This is a genomic window from Bosea vestrisii, from assembly GCF_030144325.1.
Classification (GTDB): Bacteria; Pseudomonadota; Alphaproteobacteria; order Rhizobiales; family Beijerinckiaceae; genus Allobosea; species Allobosea vestrisii_A.
This window is the reverse complement of the sequence record NZ_CP126307.1, coordinates 1,396,608-1,420,493: the sequence shown is the minus strand read 5'-3', so window position 1 is coordinate 1,420,493 and position 23,886 is coordinate 1,396,608. Positions and strand designations below refer to the sequence as shown.

Here is a 23,886-nt window from a genome sequence, read left to right as displayed (position 1 = left end):
GTCATTCTCGGGCGGAGCGAAGCGCAGACCCGAGAATCTCAGGACGAGAAGGCGCCGACCCGAGCCTCTTTCGGCCAGAGATGCTCGGGTCAAGCCCGAGCATGACGGCTGGCTCAGGCCTCGATCTCCTCGCGCAGCATCTCCAGCGCGAGCCAGCGCTCCTCGGTTTGCGCGATCTCGCGCGTGACCTCGTCGAGCCTTGCCGTCGCCTTGGCGAAGAGCTTGGGATCGCGCGTGTAGAGATCGCCCGCCAGCGCCGCATTGAGCTTGCCGGCCTCGGCCTGCAGCTTTTCCACCTGCTGCGGCAGGGTCTTCAGCGCGTGCTGCTCGTTGAAGGAGAGCTTGCGCTTCGCGGCGGCCTGGCTTGAGGCAGGTTTCTGCGTTTCGGCTGCGGCGACCTTCATCGGGACTGCCCGCGCCTTGGCGCCGACGCCGCGCCCGCGCTGGGCCAGCATGTCGGAATATCCGCCGGCGAACTCGGCCCAGACGCCGTCGCCATCCGAGATCAGGGTCGACGAGACGACCCGGTCGAGGAAGTCGCGATCATGGCTGACGAGCAGGACGGTGCCGGCATAGTCGGCGAGCAGCTCCTGCAGCAGGTCGAGCGTCTCGATGTCGAGATCGTTGGTCGGCTCGTCGAGCACCAGAAGGTTCGACGGCTTGGCGAGGGCGCGCGCCAGCATCAGCCGGCCGCGTTCGCCGCCGGAGAGGGCGCCGACCGCGGTGCCGCGCTGGATCGGCTGGAACAGGAAGTCCTTCATGTAGCTGATGACATGGCGTGGCGTGCCGCCGACCATGACCTGGTCGGAGCCGCCGCCGGTCAGCGCATCGCCGAGCGGTGTCGCCGGATCGAGGCTCTCGCGGCGCTGGTCGAGCGTCACCATTTCGAGGGTGGCGCCGAGCTTGACCTTGCCCGAGTCGGGCTTGAGCGCGCCGGTCAACAGGTTGATCAGCGTCGTCTTGCCGGCGCCGTTGGGACCGACGATGCCGATGCAGTCGCCGCGGGCGACGCGCAGCGAGAAGTCCTTGACCACCGGCCGGCCGTCATAGGCCTTGGCGATGTCGACGGCCTCGATCACCAGCTTACCCGAGGCCTGCGCCTCGCTCGCTTCGAGCCGGACCGAACCGACGGCCTGGCGGGCGGTGCGGCGCTGCTCGCGCAGGCCATGCAGTTCGCCGAGCCGACGCTGGTTGCGGGTGCGGCGGGCACTGACGCCATAGCGCAGCCAGTCCTCCTCGCGGGCGATCTTGCGGTCGAGCTTGTGGCGGTCGAGCTCCTCCTGCGCCAGGACCTCGTCGCGCCAGGCCTCGAACTCGCCGAAGCCGCGCTCGACACGGCGGGTGACGCCGCGGTCGAGCCAGATCGTGGCGCGCGAGAGCGAGCTCAGGAAGCGACGATCATGGCTGATCAGCACCATGGCCGAGCGCAGCGATTTCAGCTCGCTTTCGAGCCATTCGATCACCGGCAGGTCGAGATGGTTGGTCGGTTCGTCGAGCAGCAGGATATCGGGCTCGGGCGCGAGCACGCGGGCGAGCGCGGTGCGGCGCGATTCGCCGCCCGACATGCTGGCGGGATCTTCCTCGCCGGTCAGGCCGAGTTCCTCGATCAGGTATTGCGCGCGATAGGCATCGTCGCCGGGTCCGAGCCCAGCCTCGACATAGGACAGCGAGGTCTTGTAGCCGGAGAAGTCGGGCTCCTGCGGCAGATAGCGGATGGTCGCGCCCGGCTGGACGAACCGCTCGGCGCTGTCGGGCTCGACCAGTCCGGCGACGATCTTGAGCAGGGTCGACTTGCCGGAGCCGTTGCGGCCGACCAGGCAGACCCGCTCGCCGGCCGAGACGGCGATTTCCGCGCCCTCCAGCAAGGGCTGGCCGCCGAAGGTGAGCGCGACGTCGCGTAGGTGGAGTAAAGGAGCCATGGGGCGGGGGGATAGACTGCGGCGGAGCCCCTGTCACCCCGCCGGGTCTTGTCGGGTGCTCCGCCTTGATCCACTATGAGGTACGATTTGTATCTCATATGAGATGATACTCATGAGACAGCCGGCTCTCCGCAAGCCCCGCACCGCCCGCATCGGCGATAATGGCGGCCCTCCGCTGGAAGAGAAGCAGCGCAAACCGGCAACCGACAAAAGCGAGATTGGCCATTCCTTTGACTGGCGCTTCGCCCATCGCAAGGCCTGGAAGAAGCCGCGCGAAATCGCGCTGCGGCGCCAGGAACGGGCCGAGGTCCTCGGCCTGACCTATGAGGAATATACGCTCGAAGTGCTGGAGCGCGGCTACTTCCCGCAGCTCGAACATGTCGAGACGATCGTCGCCAAGCGGCCCCAGCGCCGGCGCGATGGCGGCGTGGTCGGGCAGTCGTTGAAGGGGATGCGGTTGAAGAAATCGTAAACTGTCATTCTCGGACGGAGCGAAGCGCAGATCCGAGAATCTCCTGACCAGCTAGCTGGTTTCCGAGATGGTCGGGTCAAGCCCGACCATCTCGGGGTGCTAAGCCCGCAGCGCCCGCCGCAACACCCTGGTCATTGGCCGCTCGAACCAGTGGTAGACCGCCAGCGCCGCGAGCACCGCGGCCACTAGCGCCAGGACGATGAAGAGGCCGGTTGCACTTGGAGCGAGCCGGGCGAAGACCTCGCGCAGCGCCCGCATGGCGAAGGGGTGGACGAGGTAGAGCGCATAGGAGGCATCGCCCAGAACCGCGAGGGAACGCACCAGCGCCGATGGAGCGGTGACATTGCGCCCGCAGGCGGCAGCGGTGACGAGGAGGAGCGCGGCGGGCCCGCGCAGCGCGACGGCGCCCCAGGAGGTCTGGGCCCAGCCGTCGCCGGAGGCGAGCACGAACAGGGCGATCCCCCCTGCCGCCATCAGCCAGCGCAGGCGGCCGTCGAGCCTGAGGCCGTTCTGGCGCAGCAGGCCGATCGCCATGCCGGCGGCGAATTCGAGCACGATCGGCTGGCCCCAGAAGCCGAAGGGCAGGGGCAGCGGCCCGGCGAAGGCCTGTGCAGCGACCAGTCCGGCAAGCGCGGCACAGACGAGCGGCACGACCAGCCGGCCCGGCGCGAGCAGGGCCGCGCCGAACAGGACGTAGAACAGCATCTCGTAGTTCAGCGTCCAGCCGAGCGAATAGATCGGCTGCAGCTGGCCGGCGACGTTCGGCATCGGCCAGAACAGATAGGAAGCGGCAAGCTGCTTGAGGCTCGGCGTGTCGGAATTGATCAGCGCGGGCGAGGCGAGGAGGACGGCGAGAAAGAGCGTCGTCGCGGCCCAGTAAAGCGGGACGATCCGGGCGATACGACGGGCGATGAACAGGCGCGCGCCGTCCGGCTTGCCGAACAGCCCGGCCGAGGAGTGCACCATGATGAAGCCGGAGATGACGAAGAACAGGTCGACGCCGGCGGTCCAGGGCAAGGCATGCGAGGGCGTGAAGCTGGTGCCGGCCTTGGCTGCGAGGAATCCGGCATCGCCCTGGACGTGATGGACAGCGACCATCAGCGCCGCGAGCGCGCGCAGGACCTGAATGCCGTAGAGCTGGGGCAAGGTGGGAATCGTCTTTGAAAGAGGTCAGGTGAGCGCGGTTGCGCTCAGCCAAACCACAAGCGCGCGGGATCGTCGAGACCGAACCGGTTAGGAGTGGCGGCGATCGCTGCCAGGCCCTGTTCGGCAGCGTCATCGGTGGTGATGACGTTGAGCGCGAAGCGGGCGGCGAGATCCTCGACCGGCGGCTTGCCGGCGAAGACCGCATGGATCGTCGCCTTGTCGGCGAGCGGCAGGATGCGCGGGGCGATGCCGCCGGCGAGGTAGACCCCTCCCGTCGCCTTGAAGCCGAGCGCGAGATCGCCGGCGACGCGGGCCAGCAGCCGCCAGAAGCAGACCACAGCCATCAGCGCGGCCGGATTGCCGTCGAGGGCGAGCGCGGAGACGTCGGCTGCGCTGACATCAGGCTCCGCGACATCGGATTGGCGCATCACCGCGCGGTGGAAGCGGATGAGGCCGCTGCCGCTGAGCAATTCCTCGACGGTGACGCGCGGCAGGCCCTCGGCCAGAGCTGGCCAGAGCTTCACTTCGGTCGGGTCCTCGGGGCCGATGCCGATATGGCCGGATTCAGTCGGCACCAACATGCCGGTCTCGCCACGTCGTAGCAGGGCGGCGGCGCCGAAGCCGGTGCCAGGGCCGAGCACGAGGCGCGGACCTTCAGGCTCCGGTTGGCCGTGGACGAGATTGAACAGGTCGCGATCCCTCAAGACCGCCAGCGAGGCCGCCAGCGCCTCGAAATCGTTGACCAGCAGGCCCTGCTCGAAGCCGAGCGCCTTGCCGAGTGCCGGGCCGTCGAAGTGCCAGCTGGCATTGGTGAGTTGTGCCTTGCGCCCATCGAGCGGGCCGGCGACGGCGAGGATCGCCGAGCGCGGCTTCACCGTGAGGGTCGAGAGCACCGAACCGAGCGCTGCCTCGGGCGTCGGATGCACGCCGGTGCTGATCCGCGCCAGCGGTTCGTGCAGGGCGCCCGGAGTCGGCACCAGCGAGAGTCGGCAATTCGTGCCGCCGATATCGGCGACGAGGACTGGATGAGGGAATCTTGAACCGCTCACGCGTGCTTCTTCCAAGGCGAGAACCAGCCGAGGCCTTCGAGCGTGCCGGCGCGCGGGCGGTATTCGCAGCCGACGAAGCCGGGATAACCGAGCGAATCGAGCTGCGTGAACAGCGTAGGGTAGTCGGGTTTCGTTCCGTCGGGCTCGTGCCGCCCCTCGGCATTGGCGATCTGGACATGCCCGACCAGCGGGTAGAGCGCCTCCAGCCGCGCGCCGACATCGCCGTGGATCAACTCGCAATGATACATGTCGAACTGCAGCTTGACGTTCGGTCGGCCGGATTCGCGGACATAGGCCGCCGCCTGGTCGAAATCGTTGAGGAAATAGCCCGGCATATCCTTGCCGTTGATCGGCTCGAGCAGGAGGTCGACGCCATGTTCGCCGAGCTTGTCAGCGGCGTAAGCGAGCGAGGCGCGATAGGCCTTCTGCGCCGCCGGATCGTTCGGGTCGGTGAGCCCCGCCATCATGTGTACGCGCTTGACGCCGGTCTCGTGGACATAGGCCAGTGCCGTCTCGATGCCGTCGCGGAATTCCTGCTCGCGGCCGGGCAGGGCCGCCATCCCGCGCTCGCCCTTGGCCCAGTCGCCGGGCGGTAGGTTGAACAGCGCCTGCTCGAGCTCGCCGCCAGCGAGCGCAAGGCCGACCTTCTCCGGCGCATGCTCATAAGGGAAGAGGAACTCCACCGCCTCGAAGCCGGCCTCGGCGGCCGCCTTGAAGCGGTCGAGGAAATCCCACTCGTTGAACATCATCGAGAGATTGGCGGCAAAACGCGGCATGGACAGTCTCGTCAGTCAGATTGTGGGCGGCAAGCTAGCCCGTTCGGATGGGCACGTCATTGGTAACCTGTAGGGCGCGGGACAGTTCCGCGTTCTTAGCCACCGAGCAAACGTGGCAGCGACGACATCAGTAATGCGAGGCCCGACAGCGTCAGCAGGGTCAGCACAACGCGACGGAAGGCCTGCTCACTGATGCCGATATAGAGCCGCCCGCCGAGGAGGGTCGGGATCAGCATCGCCGGTGCGACGATGGCGAAGGCCGGCCACATCGAGCGTGTGACGTTTCCGGCCAGCACATAGCCCAGCATGGTGGCGGCGAGCATCGTCAGGTTGAAGTTCTGGACGATCGAACGCTGCACGTCCTTGTCCATGCGTCGCAAGCTGCACCACAGCGTTGGCAGCACGCCGGTGAAGCCGCCGAAGCCGCCCATGACGCCTCCCATCAGGCCGATCGCGCCATCCGCCAGGCGCCCGCCGGCGCGGACCGGCGGCAGATGCGGCGCGAACAGCATGATCGGGCACCAGACGGCCAGGAGGATGCCGAGCCCGGCCTTGAACAAATTGGGCTCGACCAGCGGCAGCAGCAGGACGCCGACCGGGATGCCGGCGAGGCCGCCGAGCAGGAAAGGCCAGAGTCTGGCGAAATCGAAGCCGCGGCGCACGGTTACGGCCGCGATGGTCTGGCCGGTCAGGCCGCCGAACACCGCCATGACTGCGGCGAGCTTGGGATCGAGCGTCCAGGCCCAGACCGACATGGCGACGAGGCTGAAGGCGAAGCCGGATAGACCCTGCACGAAGCCAGCTAGCACCGCGCCAAGCACGAGGCTCGCGATCGGGATGTCCATCAGCTGCCCCGCAGCGCCTTCAGGCCGAGCGCGCTGGGCTCACTTCTTCGCTTCCGGCTTGGCGGGCGGGTTCGGGTCTTTCGAGAAGTTGCGGAAGACCATGTCGGGCGAGGAGGTGTTGTGGCGCGAATGGGTGGTGCGGCCCATCCAGACATCGGTCGCCTTGCCGCCGGTGAAGGGCATCAGCGCCTCCTCGCGCCAGCCCTTGGCGCCGGGCTCGCGGATGGCGATGCGGGCGACGTCGTTGTTGAACTCGGTGACATACATCGAGCGCAGGGCGGCGAAGGCCTTGCCACCGGTGACCGGCTTGTCGAGCACGGCGTCGAGCACCATGCGGTTCTCGTCGACGCTGTCGAGCTTGAGGGTACCCGAGCTGCCATCCTTGAAGGCGAGGTTGAAGGAGAGCGTCTTGGGATCGAAGGCGATCTCCCTGAGGTTCACCACCGGCCGCGCGCCGTCCTGCTCGACTGGTCCGAACAGGAAGGAGGAGCCATAGGCGGCGGCCGAGAGCTGCTGCGGCGGCAGCGGCCGGACGCGCCAGTAGCCATCCTGCGGATAGACGACCAGCACCTCATAGGAGCCGGTCTTGCCGAGCTTCCAGAGCTGGACGAGGTGCAGGCCCTTCTCGACGCGGTCGCCGACCCGGAAGGTCGTCTCGGCCGGGCGCCAGAAGCTCTCGAAGGTGTAGCCGACGAGCCAGTACTCGATGCTCTCGTAGAAGGTGATGCGCTGCGGCGGTACCGGCGCCTTGTGGACGGGATCGCCGCTCATGTCGCAATCGGTCCAGTCGGCATCCCAGTTGTCGCGCAGCAGGCCGGCGATGTAGGCCGGGTGCGCGGCCTCGATGCGGAAACGGCGGACCTCCGGCGAGATCGCCTTGATGCTGACGTTGTCCTTCTCGGCGCAGGCGACCTGTTCCGACTCGTTCTTGATCTCGACGGCGACGTCGCCGGCGGCGTGGGCAATGCCGGTGGTGAGCAGGGTGAGCGGAAGGAGCAGGGCGCGCAGCCGTGCAGTCAGGGTCATCATCATCGATCAGCCTTGCAGAAGGGCGTAGACGTCGCCGGAGTTCGCATCATGCGGCAGCTCGCGGATATAGCCGGCCATGGCTGCGGCGGGAACCGCTTCGGGGAAAGCGAGCGTCTGGCTCTCACCCAGCGCGACGTTGAAGCGATAGGGGCCGACGGCGGCGAGCCGGGCAAGGCACGCCTGTGCGACGTCGCGCTGGATGGTGGTGAACTCGAAGGAGAGGGCAGGTGGCGTCTGGTTGAGCCCGGCGAGCACCTGCGCCTCGAAGCCCTCGACGTCGATCTTGACGAAGGCGGGCAGGCCGTATTCGCCGATCAGCGCATCGAGCGTGGTGCAGGGCACGGTGAGCTCGCGATCCCAGACCTGCTCGCGCCAGCCATCCTGGCCCTGCGCCGCATCGACGAACTCGGCCGACAGGGTCGAGACGGTCGGGTTGGCGCTGTTTATCCTGAGCGTCGCGGTGCCCAAGCTGTCGCCACAGGCCGCCTCGACCAGCGTCACCTTGGGATCGCGGCCATGGATCAGACGTAGCGCCCGGGCCGGACCGGGTTGTGGCTCGAGGGCGATGACGCTGGCGCCGAGCCGGCGGAAGGAGGAGATGCGGTCGCCGACATGGGCGCCGATGTCGAAGGCAAGATCGCCCGGCCGCAGGAAGCGGGCATAGAGCGAGTCCATCGCGACCTTGCGGATATGGTCGCCATGATAGATGCGCAGCGAGCGCCCCAGGCTTTTCGCCGTGCCCTTCGGATAGGCGACCGGCTTCATCGGGCGTCGCTACCCTGGATCGCGACGATCTCGGCCGGCGGATCGAAATCCTCGGGGATGCCACAGAGGCCCGAGCGGACGAACCAGCCTCCCAGCGCCGGCGCGGCGGTCAGCATGGCGAAGGGGATGGCGAGGATGTAGCCGGCGGTCAGCGGCAGCGACCAGATCAGCACGGTCGGCGACAGCACGGCGAGCGTGCCGAAGATGTAGAGTCCGAACAGCAGATGCGGCCAGAGGCCGGCGAAGGCGGTGGCGAAGGAGAGGGCGTGGGCATCGCGCGCCTGGCCGTTCCAGCCGATTCTGGCCTTGCCGAAGGCGAGGCCGATCATGAAGAGCGTGGTCCGGAAGGTCGAGACCGCGCCCTGCAGGAAGGCGAAGACGATCTCGATCAGCGAGGAGACGACGAAGCGCAAGGTGCCGCCATAGCGCTGCGTGCCGCCCTTGCTCAGCAGGATATCGGCGAAGCCGGCGAGCTTCGGCGAGAGATACATCGCGAAGAACAGCACATAGAGGAAGGCGGCGAAGCCAGCGGGATAATCGGCGATGCCGCGATCCTCCAGGACCTTCAGCGGCAAGAGCGCGATCATCAGCGTCCATGCCGGCAGGCCGATGAACATCAGGATCGCCCAGGCGAGCTGGAAGCGGCTCATCGCCTTGAGGCCCGGGATATCGAGTATCTTCAGGTATTGCAGGTTGCCGAGGCACCAGCGCAGGTCGCGCCGGGCGAATTCCAGCATGGTCGGCGGGTTCTCCTCCCAGCTGCCGGCCTCAACCGGGAGCACGCGGACCTCGTAGCCGGCGCGGCGCATCAAGGTCGCCTCGACCTGGTCATGACTCATGATTGGCCCACCGAGCGGCGGCCCGCCCGGCACGGTCGGCAGATGGCAATGGTCGCGGAAGGGCGCGATCCGCACCATGGCGTTATGGCCCCAGAACGGGCCGCATTCGCCGATCCACCAGGCCGAGCCCATGGTGTAGGGCCGCATGCCGTGGCGCATGCCGAACTGGAAGATGCGGGCGAAGGCCGATTTGCTCGGCATGCCGACGACGAGGCTCTGCAGAATGCCGAGCTTCGGATAGGCCTGCATCATCCGGGCGAGCTTCACGATGGCGTCGCCGGACATGACGCTGTCGGCGTCGAGCGGCAGCATCAGCTCGTAGCGGTCGCCCCAGCGCTCGCAGAAATCGCGGACATTGCCGGCCTTGTAGCCGGCATTGTCGCTGCGGCGGCGGTAGACGATCGTGCAATCCTCGCCTGCATCGCGGGAGAGTTCGGCCGCAAGCGCCTCCTCGCGGGCTGCAACCGCGGGATCGTTCGTGTCGGAGAGCACGAAATAATCGAACCAGCCGCCTTCGCCGGTGGCGTTGACGCTGTCCTTGACGATGCGCAGCCGCGCGAAGGCGCGGGCCGGGTCCTCGTTGCGCAGCGTCATCAGCACGGCGGTGCGGACGGTGAGTGGCGTATCGACCTCGCCGGCGGCGGCGAAGGGCGCGACCTGCTCGAGTCCATCCTTAGTGCCATGAAGCAGCCAGAGCCCGATCACGGCATTCCAGAAACCGAGCACCGTCCAGGGCGCGCCGAACAGAAAGGCGATGAAGATCGCGATATCGGCAAGGCTCCAGCCGCCGGCAGAGAGCACGCGCGACAGGCCGTAAAGCAGCGCTGCCAGCGTGATGAGGTTCAGGGCCGCGACGAGCAAGCGCCGCGCCCGCAAGGTGGAGAAGGACTGCAGCCCCGCCGGCGTCAGCCTGGTGTCCTCTTGCGCCGCCGCCTGGAACGTGGTCGGAGCGGGACGCTGGTTCATGGCGGTTTCCGTCATGTGCTCATCAGGCTGGCGGGGAACGGCGCGGAGGGCGATGCGTGGTAAAGCCGGCAACTGCGAATGAAGCAAGCGCGCAGGCGACCGCGCTCTGGTATGCCGCCGCGCGTGAATGCGTCCTGAACACGGAAGAGCTGACAGCGCCGGGGCCGGACGAGTGCCTTGTGCGCACGCTCTGGAGCGGCATCAGCCGCGGCACCGAGCGGCTGGTCTTCGAGGGGCGCGTGCCCGAGAGCGAATATGAGCGCATGCGAGCCCCCTCCAGCAGGGCGCGTTCCCGTTTCCGGTGAAATACGGCTACTGCGCCGTCGGCATGGTGGATGCGGGGCCGGCCGAGCTGCTGGGCCGGACGGTGTTCTGCCTGCACCCGCACCAGGACCGCTTCGTCGTTCCGGCGGGCCGCGTGGCACTGGTTCCCGAGGGCGTTCCGGCAAGGAGGGCCGTGCTCGCCGCCAATATGGAAACCGCGCTCAACGCGCATTGGGATGCCGGCTCGGGGCCGGCTGACCGCATCGTCGTGGTCGGCGGCGGTGTCCTCGGCCTGCTCGTTGCGTATATCGCGGCGAGGCTGCCGGGCGCTGAGGTGACGCTGGTCGATCTCGACGAGAGCCGCGCCGGGCTCGCCGAGGCGCTGGGCTGCCGGTTCGCGCTGCCGGCGGACTGCCCGCAGGATGCCGACCTCGTCTTCCACGCCAGCGCGAGTGCCGCCGGCCTTGCCACGGCGATCGGCGCAGCCGGATTCGAGGCGCGGATCGTCGAGCTGAGCTGGTATGGCGAAGGCAGCGTCGCGGCACCGCTTGGCGGCGCTTTCCATGCCAGGCGCCTGCAACTCGTCTCCTCGCAGGTAGGGCAGGTTTCGCCGTCGCGGCGGGCGCGGTTCGATTATGCGCGACGTGCCAATGCCGCACTGGCGTTGCTCGCCGACATTCGGCTCGATGCGCTGATCACGGACGAGATCGCGTTCAAGGATGCGCCTGCGCACTTGCCGGCGCTGTTCGCCGGCGCAAGGCTGACGGCGGTTCTGCGCTATTGACGTCGCGCACCGGCCTTCGCCAAGACTGCGCGCGCTGAAGGAGACTGCCCATGTTTTCCGTCGAAGTCCGCGATCGCATCATGATCGGCCATTCGCTGCCCGACCCGTTCTTCGGCCCGGCGCAGGGGATGCACGGCGCGACCTTCGTCGTCGATGTCGCCTTCTTCCGCGAGACTCTCACCCGACAGAATGTCGTGGTCGACATCGGCGCGGCGCTGACCGTGCTGAACCAGACGCTGAAGCCGCTGAACTACCAGAACCTCGATGCTCTGCCGCAGTTCGCGGGCGTGCTGACCACCACCGAATTCCTCTGCAAATACATCTTCGACGCGATGGCTGCCGCGGCGCGTTCCGGCAAGCTCGGTGCCGACGCCGCCGATCTCGCCAAGATCCGCGTCATCCTGCACGAGACCGATCTGGCCAGGGCAAGCTATGAGGGCGCGCTCGCGTGAGCGCGATCGTCTTCGCCATTCCGGGCGACCTGTCGCTGCCGACCGGCGGCTATGCCTATGACCGGCGATTGCTGAAAGAGTGGCGCGAGATGGGCGTCGCGGCACGGCATCTGCCGCTGCCGGGAGGCTTTCCGAATCCGAGCGAGGCCGATCTCTCCGAAACCGGCCGGGCGATCCTGTCGCAATCCTATGACCGCGTGCTGCTGATCGACGGCCTCGCCTATGGCGCCTTTCCGGAGAGCATAGCAGCTGGGCTTGCGGGCCGCGTCGTCGCGCTGGTGCATCACCCGCTCGGGTTGGAGACGGGGCTGTCGCCGGTGCAAGCGGCGGAGTTCGTCAGGCGCGAGGCGGCGGCCTTGCGCTATGCGGCTGGAGTCATCGTCTCCAGCGAGACGACCAAGCGGCTGCTCGTCGCCGATTTTGCCGTGCCCGCGGAGCGGATTACGGTGGCCGAGCCGGGCGTCGACCCGGCGGAGAGGGCGACCGGTTCCGGTGGCGAGAGCGTCGAGTTGCTGGCGGTCGGCTCGCTCGTGCCGCGCAAGGGCTATGACGTTCTCATCGCAGCGCTGGAAGGATTGGCCGGCAAGCCGTGGCGCCTCACCATCGTCGGTGCTGACGATCGCGCGCCTGCCACCACAGCTGCGCTGAAGACGCAGGTCGCAAGCACTGGGCTGTCCGAGCGGATCAGGCTTGCCGGCGCGCTCAGGCAGGCCGAGCTCGACGCCGCCTATGCCAAGGCTGATCTCTTCGTCATGCCGTCGCTGTTCGAGGGCTATGGCATGGTGCTGACCGAGGCGCTGGCGCGTGGCCTGCCGATCCTGTGCACGACCGGCGGTGCAGCGGCCGAGACAGCTCCCGACGAAGCTGCGCTGAAGGTACCGCCGGGCGACGTCGCGGCTTTGCGCGCCGGGCTGGCACGGTTGTTGGATGATGGGGACCAGCGTCGACGCCGCGCCGACGCGGCCTGGCATGCAGCCCGCGCATTGCCGCGCTGGCGGCGGACTGCGACGATCGTCGCCGAAGTTTGTGCGAAGGTTATTCCATGAGCGGATTTTCTCCCGATTGGCTCGCTTTGCGCGAACCGGCCGACCATGCCGCGCGCAATCCGCAGGTGCTCGCCGCGGTCGGTTCGACCTTTGCCGGCCGGCAATCGCTGTCGATCGTCGATCTCGGCTGCGGCGCCGGCTCGAACCTGCGTGGCAGCTACAGCGTGCTGCCCGTGCGCCAGCACTGGACGCTGGTCGATGCCGATTCGCGCCTCTTGTCCGTCGCGCGGCGCAAGCTCGCCGAATGGGCGCAAGAAGCGCAGGAGCAGGGCGAGGAACTCGTCCTGCGCAAGGACGACAAGACGCTGACGGTGGATTTCCGCCAGGCGGACCTCAACAAAGATCTCGAATGGGTGCTCGGCTGGCAGCCGGACCTCGTCACAGCCGCGGCGCTATTCGATCTTGCCTCGGCGCGCTGGCTCGAACGTTTCGTCGCCTCGCTCGTCAGCATGCGGCTGCCGCTCTACACGGTGTTGACCTATGACGGCCGCGAGAACTGGGAGCCCGCGCATGCCGATGACCAGCGCATGCTCGCCGCCTTCCACCATCACCAGCGCAGCGACAAGGGCTTCGGCCCGGCGGCCGGACCCGATGCCACCGAGGCGCTGGCCCAGGCCTTCCGCAAGGCAGGCACTGCGGTCACGGTCGGCGAAAGCCCCTGGCAGCTCGGAGCGGGCCAGCCCGATTTGATCCGCGAGCTGGCGGCCGGGATCGGCGGTGCCGTCGCCGAGACCGGGCATGTCGCGCCGGAGGCGATCGCGAGCTGGCTGGAGGCAAAGCGGAGCGCGACGTCCGTCCGCGTCGGCCATCAGGACCTCTGGGCGCGGCCGGTGTGAAGCCGGCGCCATTGCCATTCCTGCCGAATTCGGCCATGCCGCGAACCCGACCATGACCTCGCTTCCCCTCACCATCCGCCAGGAATTGCCTGGCGACGCCGCGGCGATCGAACGCCTGCACGAGCGCGCCTTCGGGCCGGGCCGCTATGCCCGCACCGCCTTCCGTCTGCGCGAGGGCGCGCCGCCCGATCCGGCGCTCTCCTTTGCCAGCCATGTCGGCACCTTTCTGGTCGGCGCGGTCCGGGTGACGCCGATCCTGGCCGATGGTGCGCCGGCTTTGATGCTCGGGCCGCTCACGGTCGATCCCGCCTTCGAGGGCCGGGGGATCGGGGCAGCGCTGATGAATGCCGCGATCGAGGCGGCGCGCGAGCGCGGCCACGAATTGATCCTGCTGGTCGGCGACGCGCCCTATTACGCCCGCTTCGGCTTCAAGCCGGTGAAGCCGGGCCAGCTCGTCCTGCCGGGGCCGGCCGATCCGGGGCGTTTCCTCGCGCTGGAGCTGACCGAGGGCGTGCTGGCGCAGCGCAATGGCGCGGTTACGGCGCTCAGATAGGGAAGGGCGTCATTCTCGGGCTTGACCCGAGAATCTCGTGACAAAAAGGCGCAGACCGGAGCCTCTTCCGGCCTGAGATGCTCGGGGCAAGCCTTAGCATGACGGCGGGGATTACGCCTCGCGCTTGAATCTGCGACCGCTCTCGCCGATCCAGCCGGCGACCAGCGCGCCGAACAGGATGGCAAGCCCGATCAGCCCGACGAAGAGCGGCGAGATCGAGACGCCGCGGACGATGCCGGAATCGCTGATGCGCAAGCCGATCCAGTCGGCGCCGGCGAACTGACGCCCCGAGCGCACCGGCACGATGCGCGGGATGGTGACGCCCGAGCCGTTCTCCTGTCCGATCCGGCGCGAGGAACCGCCGGTCGCTTCCGCCAGAGCCTGCAGCTTGCCGGGGTCGCTGACCACCTCCATCAACTCGCGCGGGTTCTCCGGGCCGATGCTGGCGAAGGCGGTGAGGTTCTCGGTGGTGATCTTGTGCAGGCCGAATTCGCTCGCCGCGGTACGGGCGATGAAGAGGCCGGGGCGGCCGGGCTCGAACGGCACGGTACGGGTCGAGCCATCGGGCGCGGTAATGATCGCGGGCGCCGGGTTGTCGCCGAGCGTCTGCCGCTCGATCTCGATATTGCGGCCGCGGGCACTGGCCCGCAGCGCCTCTTCTTCCAGGTCCGGCTCCTTCATCAGCCAGTGGCCGAGCCGGCGCAGCAGGTCGAGATGCGGGCCGCCATCGCGGAAGCCGCGAGCCCAGAGCCAGGCATGATCGGAGAGGAAGAGCGCAACGCGGCCCTTCTGCTCGCGCGCCAGCAGCAGCAGCGGGCGCTCGCCCGGCCCGGTCATGACGGCCGAGCCAGAGCGGGTACGGGCGCCGACCATGCGCAGCCACTCACCCCAGCGCGGCGGTTCGGTCTCGGAGCCCGGCAGGTCGCGGGTGACGGGGTGGCGCTTGCCGGGCTCGCTGACGCGGGCGCGATAGGCCTCGTCGATGACACTGCCATCAGGCTGCGCCGGCAGGATCTGGCCGAGCGGGGTGCGCGCCAGCGACTGGGCGCCTGAGTATTCCGGCCCCGCCGCGATCAGGAGCGCGCCGCCGTCGCGGACATAGCGGACGATGTTGTCGAAATAGACCAGCGGCAGGATCGACTGGTTGGCGTAGCGGTCGAAGATGATCAGGTCGAAATCCTTGATCTTGACCTGGAACAGCTCGCGCGTCGGGAAGGCGATCAGCGAGAGCTCGTTGATCGGCGTGCCGTCCTGTTTCTCCGGCGGACGCAGGATGGTGAAGTGGACGAGATCGATATTGGCATCGGCCTTGAGCAGGTTGCGCCAGGTGCGTTCGCCCGGATGCGGTTCGCCGGAGACCAGCAGCACCCGCAGCTTGTCGCGGACGCCCTCGATGGTGATGACGGCGCGGTTGTTGGCGAGCGTCAGTTCGTTGTCGAGCGGAGCCGCCTCGATCTCGATCACATTCGGGCCGCCGCGGTCGATGCGGACAGGGACCTGGATCGTCTCGCCGGTGATCGCCTCGCGCCTCGCGATGATCTCGCCGTCGCGGCGCACCGTGATCGCGGCCCGGCCTGGCCCGCCCTTGTCGACGACGCGCAGGCGGACGTTCTGCTCCTTGCCGACGATGCCGAAGCGCGGCGAATCGACCAGCACGATGCGCCGGTCGGTCTCGCGCTCGCGGCCGGTGGTCAACACATGCAGCGGCGCGCGCAGGCCGAGCGCCTCGGCCGTGGCGGGGGCGTCATGGGCAAGGCCGTCGCTGAGCAGGATCGCCCCGGCGACGCGCTCGGACGGCACGTCGGCAAGCCCGGAGGCGAGCGCCTCGAACAGGCGGGTGCCATCGCCGGCGCCCTGCTGGTCGGTGACCTCGATCGTCCGCGTCTCGACGCCGGAAATACCGCGCAATTGCCGCTCGACTTCGGCCTGGGCCGCTTGCGTCTGCTGCGAGCGATCGGAGAGGCGGTTCGAAGCGGACCTGTCGACGACGACGGCGACGACGTCCTTGACCGGCTCGCGGTCCTCGAAGACGAGCGAGGGGTCGGCCAAGGCGACGGCGAGCACGGCAAGCGCCAGCGCGCGCAGGATCGCGCCACGGCCAGCCAGCACGAGCGCCATGCCGGCGGCGACCGCGGCCAGGATGGCGAGGCCGATCAGCAGCGGCAGCGGGACGAGCGGGGCGAAGGTCAGGCTCCACATTAGCCTGGAATCCTCTCGTTCAGCACCTCGGCATCATCCATGAGGCGCGGGAGCCCTCTCCCGGAACGGGGGAGGGTGGGGAGGGGGCTGGCACTGGCTGGCGTTGAGCAGGCCCCCTCTCTATCTCTCCCCCTGAAGGGGGAGAAGACCTGTCGCGGTTCCCAGGCGAAACGCATCGTCATTGTCCCAGCCTTTCCAGCAAAGCCGGGACATGGACCTGATCGGCCTTGTAGTTGCCGGTCAGCGCGTACATCACAAGGTTGACGCCGGCGCGCAGCGCCATCTCGCGCTGGCGCGGATCGGAACCGGACATCGGCACGAGCGCCTCGCCGCGCCGCCCGACGGCCCAGGCGGCGGCAAGGTCGTTCGAGGTGATCACGATCGGCGAGACGTTGTCGCCGGCGCGGGCCGGGCGGCGGCCATCCTCGCTGGCAGGCGGCAGCACCTCGACCCAGGTCGTGCCGGTGTCATAGCGACCGATGAAGCCGTCGAGGATGTAGAAGGTCTTGGTCAGGACGTGGTCGCGCGGGATCGGCTCCAGCTCGGGAATGTCGAGCGTCTGCAGCATGCGGCGGAGCTGATCGCCCTCGGGCGTGGTGCCGCCGCCCGGCCGGGTGCTCATCGCGTCGCGCGTGTCGAAGATTACGAGGCCGCCGCCCTTCATATAGGCTTCGAGCTTGCGCAGCGTCTCGGCTGCCGGGATCGGCCGGCCGGCGACCACCGGCCAATAGAGGATCGGGTACATGGCGAGCTCGTCGCGGGCGACGTCGACGCCGGCCGCCTCGCCCGGCTCGAGCGCGGTGCGGGCGCCGAGCACGATGTTGAGGCCGGCCATCCCGGCCTTGGACATGTCGTCGACCGCCCTGTCGCCGGTGACGACATAGGCGAGCCGGGTCGCGCTCGCGGCCGTGACGATGTCGCGGGTCACAGGGGGACGCTGATCGGCCGGCGGGGCAGGGGGCCCAGGCTGCTGAGCGCGCGCCGCGTCCGGAATGAAGAGAGTTCCGAGAGCTAAGCCTAACAGCAGCGCAGCCGGTACCGCGCGGCGGAAGCGCGCGAGATTCATCCGGCCGCCGAGCCAGAGCGTCGCCAGGGTGTCGGCGACGAGCAGAATGAGGGCCAGTACCAGGAGCTGCGGGCGGATATCGCGGGCGACCGGCTGGTCGATCGGCAGCACGGTTGCGCCGAGCGCGGGGAGGTCGAGCGCGGTCAGTGTGTCGGCGGGAGCCAACGTGTTCACCGCCATGGCGCCGTCGGTCGGGCCGTAGATGCCAGGCGGATGGGCGAGTGTGGCGCGCCCGGCGAAGGTGCGTGCCACAGGTTGGGCGGTTGCCGGCGGGCTGCGGAAGGCGCCCTGGCCGTCGAGCACGCGCGTCGGCGACAGGGTCTCGACCTTGACCTCGCCGCCTTGTCCCTCGGTCGCGCTGGTGCCGGACATGGCAACGACCTTGCGCAGCATTTCGACGAAGAGGCCAGAGAGCGGCAGGTTCGACCAGGTGGTGTCGGCGGTGACATGGACCATGGCGAGCACGCCGTCGCCGCGGCGCTCGCCGGTGACGACCGGGGTGCCGTCCTCCAGCGCCGCCCAGGTCTTGCGAGCGAGATCCGGCTCGGGCTCGGCCAGGATCTGACGAGTGACGCGGACATCCTCGGCCAGGGACGAGCCGAAGAACGGGCTTTCGCGGGTGAAGGGCGCGAGCTTGCGCGGGGTCTCCCAGGAGAGGCCACCGCCGAGGGTGCGGCCGCCGCGGCGCAGCCGCACCGGCGTCAACTCGTCCGAGGAGGCAGCCAGGCGCGCCCCGGCAAAGCGCAGCAGCACGCCGCCACGCTCGACGAAGGCCGAGACCTTGGCCGCCGTGTCGCTGTCGAGCGCGCCGATATCGGCGAGGACAAGGACGGAGAGGTTCTGCGCCAGAAGCTCGCCGACCGGATCGGTCGAGCCGGAGCGGGGCTCGCGGATCTCGGCGAAGGGCGAGAGCGCGCGCGAGACGTAATAGGTCGGCGACAGCAGCGGCTGGGCGGTGTCGGCGGTGGCGCCGGAAACGATGCCGACGCGGCGACGCTTGGCACGGTCATCGAGGAGAGCGACGGCGCCGGCGCTGCGCTCGCCGGTGATCTCGAGCCGGGAGACGGCGTTGCGGACCTCGATCGGCAAGGTCAGCCGCGCGGTGGTCGCGAGCTCATTGCCGCCGAAGACGAAGGGGGCGTCGCCGAGCGGCAGGCCCTTGAGGTCGAGGGCGCGGACCTGGCCGCTCGCTGCGGTGTTCACAGTCGGGCGCAGCACCTTGACGGTCAGCGCGCCGGCGAGGTTCTCGGGCGCGGTGAGTGCGCGCTGGTCGGCCGGGCCGGCATGGATCGACAGCCGGTTGGCACCGGCCTCCTGCTTCAGCCGGGCGAGGAAATCGGCGTCACCGCCACCGATACCAAGCGCATCGGCAACCCAGACCGTCTCGGCCTGGGGCTGGGCGCGCCAGAAGGCTTCGAGCCGCTGGAGATGGGCGCCGCGATCGGGCGCATGCGGCTGAAGGCTGAGCGCGCGCAGGCGCTCGAGCGCGCCCTGCGGCTGGGAGAGGGCGATCTCTGCCGGCGCCTCGGCGAGGCCGACGACCGCGACCGGGCGGCCCTCGCGGGTCGCCGCAGCAATGCGGCTCTCGGCGATGGCCTGACGCTCGGGCCAGTCGGTCGCGGCGCCAAAGCCGTTATCGACCAGGAGCAGCAGCGGGCCGCGCAGGGCTGCTGCGTCGCGTACCGGATTCCAGACCGGGCCGGCGACGGCTAGGATCGCCAATGCCGCCACTGCCATGCGCAGCGCCAGCAGCCACCAGGGCGTATGCGCCGGCGTCTCGCGCTGCGGGATCAGGTCGCGCATGATCTTCAGCGGCGGGAAATCGATGCGCTTGGGCCGCGGCGGCGTCACCCGCAGGATCAGCCAGAGCACGGGCAGGACGGCCAGCGCGATCAGGGCCAGCGGCGCGGAGAAGGCGATCGGCAGCGATGAGAGCATCGTCCGTTCTCCCCTCAACCTGCCGGGCCGCCGCGCGAGGCGGCGATCAGGCTGGCGATGCGTAGAACCCCTTCGCTCGCCGGGCGGTCAGTGCGGTGCAGGGTCAGCGTCCAGCCGGCATGGCGGCAGGCCTCGCGGATGGCGTCGCGATGAGCTAGCAGCCGTTCGCGATAATCCTCGCCCCATTTGCCGGCATCACCGACCCGCAGCGACAGGCCATCCTCCAGGTCGAACAATTCGGCCTGTCCGGAGAAGGGAAAGGTCTCCTCGATCGGGTCGGCTATCAGGAGGATATGGCCCTTGGCTCCGCTGCTTGCCAGCGTGGCGATGCGCTTGGCCAGCGCTGCGGCCGGCGTCAAACCGTCGGTGATCAGGATCGCGTCGGCGAGGCGTGGAAGCGGCTCTGCCGGCGGCAGGTCGGCCTCGCCATTGCGACGGTCGGCCAGGATCGCCTGCGCCAGCATTTCGACGATCCGACGCGAGGCCATCGGACGGGTGAGGCCGAGATGGCCGACGCGCTCGCCGCCCTCGACCAGCGCTTCCGCCAGCGCGAAACCGGCGATCAGCGCGCGATCGACCTTGCTGCTTTGCGCGAGCGAGGACGCAAAACCCATCGAGGGCGAACGGTCGATCCAGAGCCAGATCGCATGCGAGGCCTCCCATTCGCGCTCGCGCACGAAGAGGTGGCCGTCGCGGGCCGAGCGGCGCCAATCGATGCGCGAGGCGGCTTCGCCGGTGACCAGCGGCCGGTATTGCCAGAAGGTCTCGCCGGGGCCGGAGCGCCGGCGGCCATGAATGCCGTGCACGCTGGCCGAGACCCGCCGCGCTTCCAGCACCAGCCTGGGCAGGCGGGCGGCGAGATCGAGCGATGCCTTGAGGACCGGCTGTCCCGGCTGGCGTTCAGCTTGGCCGAGGACGCGCGTGCGCAGCATCAGCTTTTCCTCAACCCAGGCGCTCTACCAGCTTGGCGACGATACCCTCGACCGTCTCGCCATCGGCGCGGGCGGCGAAGGTCAGCGCGATGCGGTGCTTCAGAACCGGAGCGGCGAGCGCCGCGACATCATCGACCGAGGGCGCGAGCCGGCCTTCGACAAGGGCACGGGCGCGGGCGGCGAGCGTCAGCGCCTGGCTGGCGCGCGGGCCGGGGCCCCAGGCGAGCTTGTCGGTGATCGCCTTCTCGCCATCGCCGGGGCGGGCCGAGCGGACGAGATCGAGGATCGAATCGACCACCGCCTCGCCGACCGGGAGGCGGCGTACCAGGCGCTGCGTCGACATCAGGGTCTCAGCGGTCATTGCCTGTACCGGCTTGTGCTCGGCGGCACCCGTGGTCTCGAGCAGGATGCGGCGCTCGGCTTCGCGATCGGGATAGCCGACATCGATCTCGAGCAGGAAGCGGTCGAGCTGCGCTTCCGGCAGAGGATAGGTACCCTCCTGCTCGATCGGGTTTTGGGTGGCGAGCACGTGGAACGGCGCCGGCAGGTCATGGCGCTCGCCGGCGACGGTGACGTGGTGCTCCTGCATCGCTTGCAGCAGGGCCGATTGGGTGCGGGGCGAGGCGCGGTTGATCTCGTCCGCCATCAGCAATTGCGCGAAGACCGGGCCCTTGATGAAGCGGAAATGGCGCTTGCCGCCCTCGCTCTCGTCGAGGACTTCGGAGCCGAGGATGTCCGAGGGCATCAGGTCGGGCGTGAACTGGACGCGGCGGGCCGAGAGGCCGAGCACGGTGCCCATGGCTTCGACCAACTTGGTCTTGGCGAGGCCGGGCACGCCGACGAGCAGGCCGTGGCCGCCGGCAAGCAGGGTGATCAGCGAGAGATCGACGACCTTCTGCTGGCCGAAGATGACCTGGCCGATCTCGGTGCGGGCGGCGCCGATGGCGGCGAGCGCCGCCTCGGCCGCCTCGACCACGCCGGTGTCGAGGTTGATCGGGGCGTTGGCATCACGGGCTTGCGCCACCATGTCGATCTCCTTCAGCCTCGCGCTGGCGGGGCCTTCCTGTCCGATTCCAAACTCTGACCCTCGCGGGAAACATGCTCAAGGGGCAGAGAGCGGCGGTGCACAACAGTCCGCTTCACGATTATGTAGAGTTCAAGGCGAGAGGACGATGCAACCGGCATGCCGATGACGAAAGCGCGAGGTGAGATGACGACCGAGGCGGGCGGGGCGATGAATCGACTGCTGAGCGCGCTCGGGACCGGTCCTTCCCGTGGGCTGCCGCCGGTCGAGCGCTGGAATCCGCCCTTCTGCGGCGATCTCGACATGCGTATCGCCGCCGACGGGACCTGGTTTTATCTGGGCACGCCGATCGGTCGACCGGCCCTGGTCAAGCTGTTCTCTTCGGTGCTGAAGCGCGAGGGCGACGATTATTTTCTCGTGACCCCGGTCGAGAAGGTCGGAATCAAGGTCGAGGATGCTCCCTTGCAAGCCGTCGAAATGGCGGTGGAGGGTGAAGGTGACCAGCGCAGCGTCGCGTTCCGGACCAGTACCGACGACCTCGTGACGGTCGGGCCTGACAACATGCTGCGCTTCGCCCGGGCTGCTAACGAGGGTGTGAAGCCCTATGTGTATGTCCGGCGGGGGCTCTGGGCCCGGCTCACGCGGGCGCTGACCTATGATCTCCTGGCGCTCGGCGAGATCAGCGAGGTCGATGGGCAGGCGCAGTTCGGCATCGCGGCCGGCGGCGCCTTCCACATCGTCGCGCCGGCCAGCGAGATCGAGGGACTGTGATGCAGCATCCGGCGAAACGGCCGGCCGAGACCGCGTTCTGGAACGGCGACGACCTCGAGGCGCTGCTGCTCCGCAGCCTGCGGGCTGAGCCGCCGGCCCATGGCGATCTGATCGCACGGCCGCGCGGCGATCACGACCTCCAGTCCGAGCCGATCGACATCCCGGACGAGACGAGCGCGATCGAGGCGGCGGTGCTGATCCCGATCGTGTTGCACCCGGGCGAGCCGACGGTGCTCTTGACCCAGCGCGCAGCGGCGTTGCGCAAGCATTCGGCGCAGATCGCCTTTCCGGGCGGGCGCATCGACGCCACCGACGGCTCGCCGCTGGTTGCGGCGCTGCGCGAAGCGGAGGAGGAGGTCGGGCTTGCTCCCGACAAGGTTCGCACGGTCGGCTACCTCGACGCCTATCTCACCGGCACCGGTTATCGCGTCACGCCGGTGGTCGGGCTGGTCGAGCCGCCGCTCGCCCTGACGATCAATCCGCACGAGGTCGACGAGGCCTTCGAGACGCCGCTCGCCTTCCTGCTCGATCCGGCCAATCACCAGCGCCATGGTCGCGAATTCAGGGGGCGTCATCGCACCTACTATGCGATGCCGCATGGCGATCGCTATATCTGGGGAGCGACGGCCGGCATGATCCGCAACCTCTACGAGCGGCTCGCCGGACACTGAGACTGGACGGATTGGACTGGCCCGATGCTGCGCTCGCTGATCGAGGAGTTCTTGCTCTTCGTCCTGCCTTTCTGCCTGTTCGCGGGCTATCTCGTGATCCGGCGACGCAATCCGTTCGACGTCGAGCACTGGAGCCGGCATCTGTTCTGGCTGTCGGTGACGGGGCTCGTCCTCGGCATCGCTTCCTTCATCTTCGCCGGGCTGGTCGCGCCGCAGCACACCGGCCCCTTCGTTCCGCCACATGTCGAGAACGGCCGGCTGGTGCCAGGCTATTTCGACGACCGGCCGAAGCCGTGACCGGAATCGAGCGGCAGCGCCTCGTCGCACTGCTGGCGCGAGCCGATGTAGTGACGCTTCTCGCCGCGCTGAACCGCGACGGCGAGGAGGCTCGCATCGTAGGCGGCGCCGTGCGCAACGCGCTGCTCGGCGAGGCGGTGGCGGATATTGATATCGCAACGACCTGCCTACCGGACGAGACGATGCGGCGCGCGCGCGCGGCCGGCTTCAAGGCGGTTCCGACCGGGATCGATCACGGCACGGTTACGATTGTCATCGATGGTACGCCGTTCGAGGTCACGACGCTGCGCCGTGATGTCGAGACCGATGGTCGCCATGCCGTCGTCGCCTTCGGCCGCGATTTTCGCGAGGATGCGCTGCGGCGCGACTTCACCTTCAATGCGCTCGGGCTCGATGCCGCAGGCGTGCTGCACGACTATGCCGACGGGCTCGCCGATCTCGCAGCGCGGCGCGTGCGCTTCATCGGCGCGGCGAGCGAGCGGATCGCGGAAGACTACCTGCGCATCCTGCGCTTCTTCCGCTTCCATGCCCGCTATGGAGCAGGCGAGCCGGATCGGGCTGCGCTTGACGCCTGCATCGCGGGGCGTGCCGGGCTCGATGGATTGTCGCGCGAGCGGGTTTGGGCAGAATTGCGCAAACTGCTTGCCGCGCCGCGCGCTGCCGAGACCGTGCAGGCCATGGCGGGAGCGGGACTGCTGGTGCCGGTGATCGGCGGCGTGCCCCATCTGTCGCGTTTCGCCGCGATCGCCGATGCGCCAGGGGACAAGGTATATCCGGCGTCCCGGCTTGCGGCGCTCGCCGTCACAGTCGGCGAGGATGTGCTCAGGCTGCGCGAGCGGCTGCGACTCTCCAACGCCGAGTTCGAGCGGATCGCCGGTATCGCTGCGGCACTGGAGGCGTTGTCGGGCCGGGAGACGTTGCCGGAGATCGCGACGTTGCGCCACTTGGCTCATCGCATCGGAACGGATGCTGTCGCGGGCGGGCTGGTGTTGTCGGCGACAGCCGGAAGATCGGCTGACGTTCATGCGCTAATTGCCGAGATGGCGCGGACGCCGCCATTCCTGCCGACGGGCAAGGACGTGTTGGCGCTCGGCGTCAATGCCGGTCCGAGGGTCGGGCAGGTACTCGGTTCGGCGCGGGAAGCCTGGATCGAGGTCGGTTGTCCGGCTGGGCGGGAAGCGCAATTCCAGATGCTGGCTGAAGCCGCGGACGGGTCGGATCGCTGACCCGGAAGCTTTCGAGCAGTG

General features: G+C 68.7%; 23 protein-coding genes. 11 read left to right on the top strand and 12 right to left on the bottom strand.

What is annotated here, in order from left to right; all coding sequences use genetic code 11:
- Positions 1-113: 113 nt before the first annotated feature.
- Positions 114-1,919: an ABC-F family ATP-binding cassette domain-containing protein gene (locus QO058_RS07035; protein WP_284171303.1), complete on the bottom strand. Its 1,806-nt coding sequence runs from the start codon at positions 1,917-1,919 to the stop codon at positions 114-116.
- A 112-nt stretch (positions 1,920-2,031) separates the two neighbouring features.
- Between QO058_RS07035 and QO058_RS07030 the strand changes: the two genes are divergently transcribed.
- Positions 2,032-2,391 (top strand): hypothetical protein, encoded by a 360-nt coding sequence (locus QO058_RS07030; protein WP_284171302.1) that lies wholly within the window; start codon positions 2,032-2,034, stop codon positions 2,389-2,391.
- A gap of 99 nt (positions 2,392-2,490) precedes the next feature.
- Here QO058_RS07030 and QO058_RS07025 read toward each other — a convergent pair whose 3' ends face one another.
- The 7 genes from QO058_RS07025 to mdoH form a co-directional block, all read right to left on the bottom strand.
- Positions 2,491-3,537 (bottom strand): acyltransferase family protein, encoded by a 1,047-nt coding sequence (locus tag QO058_RS07025; protein ID WP_284171301.1) that lies wholly within the window; start codon positions 3,535-3,537, stop codon positions 2,491-2,493.
- 44 nt (positions 3,538-3,581) lie between these two features.
- Positions 3,582-4,586, bottom strand: coding sequence for a glucokinase (locus tag QO058_RS07020; protein WP_284171300.1), 1,005 nt, complete (start codon positions 4,584-4,586; stop codon positions 3,582-3,584).
- Positions 4,583-5,362, bottom strand: a complete 780-nt coding sequence (otnI, locus tag QO058_RS07015) for a 2-oxo-tetronate isomerase (protein WP_284171299.1) — start codon at positions 5,360-5,362, stop codon at positions 4,583-4,585. Before otnI ends, QO058_RS07020 begins: the two co-directional genes overlap by 4 nt.
- A gap of 95 nt (positions 5,363-5,457) precedes the next feature.
- Complete coding sequence (locus QO058_RS07010; RefSeq protein ID WP_284171298.1) at positions 5,458-6,207, bottom strand: sulfite exporter TauE/SafE family protein; 750 nt, start codon at positions 6,205-6,207, stop codon at positions 5,458-5,460.
- Between the two features lie 39 nt (positions 6,208-6,246).
- Positions 6,247-7,233, bottom strand: coding sequence for a hypothetical protein (locus QO058_RS07005; protein WP_284171297.1), 987 nt, complete (start codon positions 7,231-7,233; stop codon positions 6,247-6,249).
- Between the two features lie 9 nt (positions 7,234-7,242).
- Entirely contained in the window at positions 7,243-8,001 is a 759-nt protein-coding gene (locus QO058_RS07000; RefSeq protein ID WP_284171296.1) for an FkbM family methyltransferase, read from the bottom strand.
- Positions 7,998-9,806 carry a glucans biosynthesis glucosyltransferase MdoH gene (mdoH, locus tag QO058_RS06995; protein WP_284171294.1) on the bottom strand — a complete coding sequence of 603 codons (1,809 nt, stop codon included), beginning with the start codon at positions 9,804-9,806 and terminating at the stop codon, positions 7,998-8,000. Before mdoH ends, QO058_RS07000 begins: the two co-directional genes overlap by 4 nt.
- A gap of 56 nt (positions 9,807-9,862) precedes the next feature.
- Here mdoH and QO058_RS31370 point away from each other — a divergent pair, with 56 nt between their 5' ends.
- From QO058_RS31370 to QO058_RS06970, 6 genes are read left to right on the top strand one after another with little or no spacing between them, the layout of a single operon-like run.
- A complete protein-coding gene (locus tag QO058_RS31370; RefSeq protein ID WP_432212017.1) occupies positions 9,863-10,111 on the top strand; it encodes a hypothetical protein in 249 nt (82 codons plus the stop codon).
- Complete coding sequence (locus QO058_RS06990) at positions 10,108-10,854, top strand: zinc-dependent alcohol dehydrogenase (RefSeq protein WP_432212016.1); 747 nt, start codon at positions 10,108-10,110, stop codon at positions 10,852-10,854. The genes QO058_RS31370 and QO058_RS06990 overlap by 4 nt, the downstream gene beginning before the upstream one ends.
- Before the next feature lie 50 nt (positions 10,855-10,904).
- Positions 10,905-11,306, top strand: coding sequence for a 6-pyruvoyl trahydropterin synthase family protein (locus QO058_RS06985; RefSeq protein ID WP_284171293.1), 402 nt, complete (start codon positions 10,905-10,907; stop codon positions 11,304-11,306).
- Complete coding sequence (locus tag QO058_RS06980; RefSeq protein ID WP_284171291.1) at positions 11,303-12,352, top strand: glycosyltransferase family 4 protein; 1,050 nt, start codon at positions 11,303-11,305, stop codon at positions 12,350-12,352. Before QO058_RS06985 ends, QO058_RS06980 begins: the two co-directional genes overlap by 4 nt.
- The gene (locus QO058_RS06975) at positions 12,349-13,188 is read left to right on the top strand and encodes a class I SAM-dependent methyltransferase (protein ID WP_284171289.1); all 840 of its coding nucleotides are present in this window, start codon (positions 12,349-12,351) and stop codon (positions 13,186-13,188) included. The genes QO058_RS06980 and QO058_RS06975 overlap by 4 nt, the downstream gene beginning before the upstream one ends.
- Before the next feature lie 52 nt (positions 13,189-13,240).
- Complete coding sequence (locus QO058_RS06970) at positions 13,241-13,741, top strand: GNAT family N-acetyltransferase (RefSeq protein ID WP_284171287.1); 501 nt, start codon at positions 13,241-13,243, stop codon at positions 13,739-13,741.
- Positions 13,742-13,852: 111 nt separating this feature from the next.
- Here QO058_RS06970 and QO058_RS06965 read toward each other — a convergent pair whose 3' ends face one another.
- From QO058_RS06965 to QO058_RS06950, 4 genes are all read right to left on the bottom strand, one after another.
- Entirely contained in the window at positions 13,853-15,940 is a 2,088-nt protein-coding gene (locus QO058_RS06965; RefSeq protein ID WP_284171286.1) for a hypothetical protein, read from the bottom strand.
- A 178-nt stretch (positions 15,941-16,118) separates the two neighbouring features.
- Positions 16,119-18,944: a DUF4159 domain-containing protein gene (locus tag QO058_RS06960; RefSeq protein ID WP_284171285.1), complete on the bottom strand. Its 2,826-nt coding sequence runs from the start codon at positions 18,942-18,944 to the stop codon at positions 16,119-16,121.
- Between the two features lie 14 nt (positions 18,945-18,958).
- Positions 18,959-19,876 carry a DUF58 domain-containing protein gene (locus QO058_RS06955; RefSeq protein ID WP_284171284.1) on the bottom strand — a complete coding sequence of 306 codons (918 nt, stop codon included), beginning with the start codon at positions 19,874-19,876 and terminating at the stop codon, positions 18,959-18,961.
- 10 nt (positions 19,877-19,886) lie between these two features.
- Complete coding sequence (locus QO058_RS06950; RefSeq protein WP_284171282.1) at positions 19,887-20,903, bottom strand: AAA family ATPase; 1,017 nt, start codon at positions 20,901-20,903, stop codon at positions 19,887-19,889.
- 183 nt (positions 20,904-21,086) lie between these two features.
- Here QO058_RS06950 and QO058_RS06945 point away from each other — a divergent pair, with 183 nt between their 5' ends.
- From QO058_RS06945 to QO058_RS06930, 4 genes are read left to right on the top strand one after another with little or no spacing between them, the layout of a single operon-like run.
- The gene (locus QO058_RS06945) at positions 21,087-21,671 is read left to right on the top strand and encodes a DUF1285 domain-containing protein (RefSeq protein ID WP_432212015.1); all 585 of its coding nucleotides are present in this window, start codon (positions 21,087-21,089) and stop codon (positions 21,669-21,671) included.
- A complete protein-coding gene (locus tag QO058_RS06940) occupies positions 21,671-22,342 on the top strand; it encodes a CoA pyrophosphatase (protein ID WP_284171280.1) in 672 nt (223 codons plus the stop codon). The genes QO058_RS06945 and QO058_RS06940 overlap by 1 nt, the downstream gene beginning before the upstream one ends.
- Positions 22,343-22,366: 24 nt before the next feature.
- A complete protein-coding gene (locus tag QO058_RS06935) occupies positions 22,367-22,639 on the top strand; it encodes a DUF6111 family protein (RefSeq protein WP_284171278.1) in 273 nt (90 codons plus the stop codon).
- Positions 22,636-23,865 (top strand): CCA tRNA nucleotidyltransferase, encoded by a 1,230-nt coding sequence (locus tag QO058_RS06930; RefSeq protein ID WP_284171276.1) that lies wholly within the window; start codon positions 22,636-22,638, stop codon positions 23,863-23,865. Before QO058_RS06935 ends, QO058_RS06930 begins: the two co-directional genes overlap by 4 nt.
- Positions 23,866-23,886 lie beyond the last annotated feature (21 nt).

Excerpts from the sequence above, each read along its gene's own strand:
- QO058_RS06965 (WP_284171286.1), bottom strand. The coding sequence starts at position 15,940 with ATGTGGAGCCTGACCTTCGCCCCGCTCGTCCCGCTGCCGCTGCTGATC.
- QO058_RS06960 (WP_284171285.1), bottom strand. The coding sequence starts at position 18,944 with ATGCTCTCATCGCTGCCGATCGCCTTCTCCGCGCCGCTGGCCCTGATC.
- mdoH (WP_284171294.1), bottom strand. The coding sequence starts at position 9,806 with ATGAACCAGCGTCCCGCTCCGACCACGTTCCAGGCGGCGGCGCAAGAG.
- QO058_RS06950 (WP_284171282.1), bottom strand. The coding sequence starts at position 20,903 with ATGGTGGCGCAAGCCCGTGATGCCAACGCCCCGATCAACCTCGACACC.
- QO058_RS06940 (WP_284171280.1), top strand. The coding sequence starts at position 21,671 with ATGCAGCATCCGGCGAAACGGCCGGCCGAGACCGCGTTCTGGAACGGC.
- QO058_RS07035 (WP_284171303.1), bottom strand. The coding sequence starts at position 1,919 with ATGGCTCCTTTACTCCACCTACGCGACGTCGCGCTCACCTTCGGCGGC.
- QO058_RS06975 (WP_284171289.1), top strand. The coding sequence starts at position 12,349 with ATGAGCGGATTTTCTCCCGATTGGCTCGCTTTGCGCGAACCGGCCGAC.
- QO058_RS07000 (WP_284171296.1), bottom strand. The coding sequence starts at position 8,001 with ATGAAGCCGGTCGCCTATCCGAAGGGCACGGCGAAAAGCCTGGGGCGC.
- QO058_RS07010 (WP_284171298.1), bottom strand. The coding sequence starts at position 6,207 with ATGGACATCCCGATCGCGAGCCTCGTGCTTGGCGCGGTGCTAGCTGGC.
- otnI (WP_284171299.1), bottom strand. The coding sequence starts at position 5,362 with ATGCCGCGTTTTGCCGCCAATCTCTCGATGATGTTCAACGAGTGGGAT.
- QO058_RS06935 (WP_284171278.1), top strand. The coding sequence starts at position 22,367 with ATGCTGCGCTCGCTGATCGAGGAGTTCTTGCTCTTCGTCCTGCCTTTC.
- QO058_RS06985 (WP_284171293.1), top strand. The coding sequence starts at position 10,905 with ATGTTTTCCGTCGAAGTCCGCGATCGCATCATGATCGGCCATTCGCTG.
- QO058_RS06945 (WP_432212015.1), top strand. The coding sequence starts at position 21,087 with ATGACGACCGAGGCGGGCGGGGCGATGAATCGACTGCTGAGCGCGCTC.
- QO058_RS06970 (WP_284171287.1), top strand. The coding sequence starts at position 13,241 with ATGACCTCGCTTCCCCTCACCATCCGCCAGGAATTGCCTGGCGACGCC.
- QO058_RS07005 (WP_284171297.1), bottom strand. The coding sequence starts at position 7,233 with ATGACCCTGACTGCACGGCTGCGCGCCCTGCTCCTTCCGCTCACCCTG.
- QO058_RS07030 (WP_284171302.1), top strand. The coding sequence starts at position 2,032 with ATGAGACAGCCGGCTCTCCGCAAGCCCCGCACCGCCCGCATCGGCGAT.
- QO058_RS06955 (WP_284171284.1), bottom strand. The coding sequence starts at position 19,876 with ATGCTGCGCACGCGCGTCCTCGGCCAAGCTGAACGCCAGCCGGGACAG.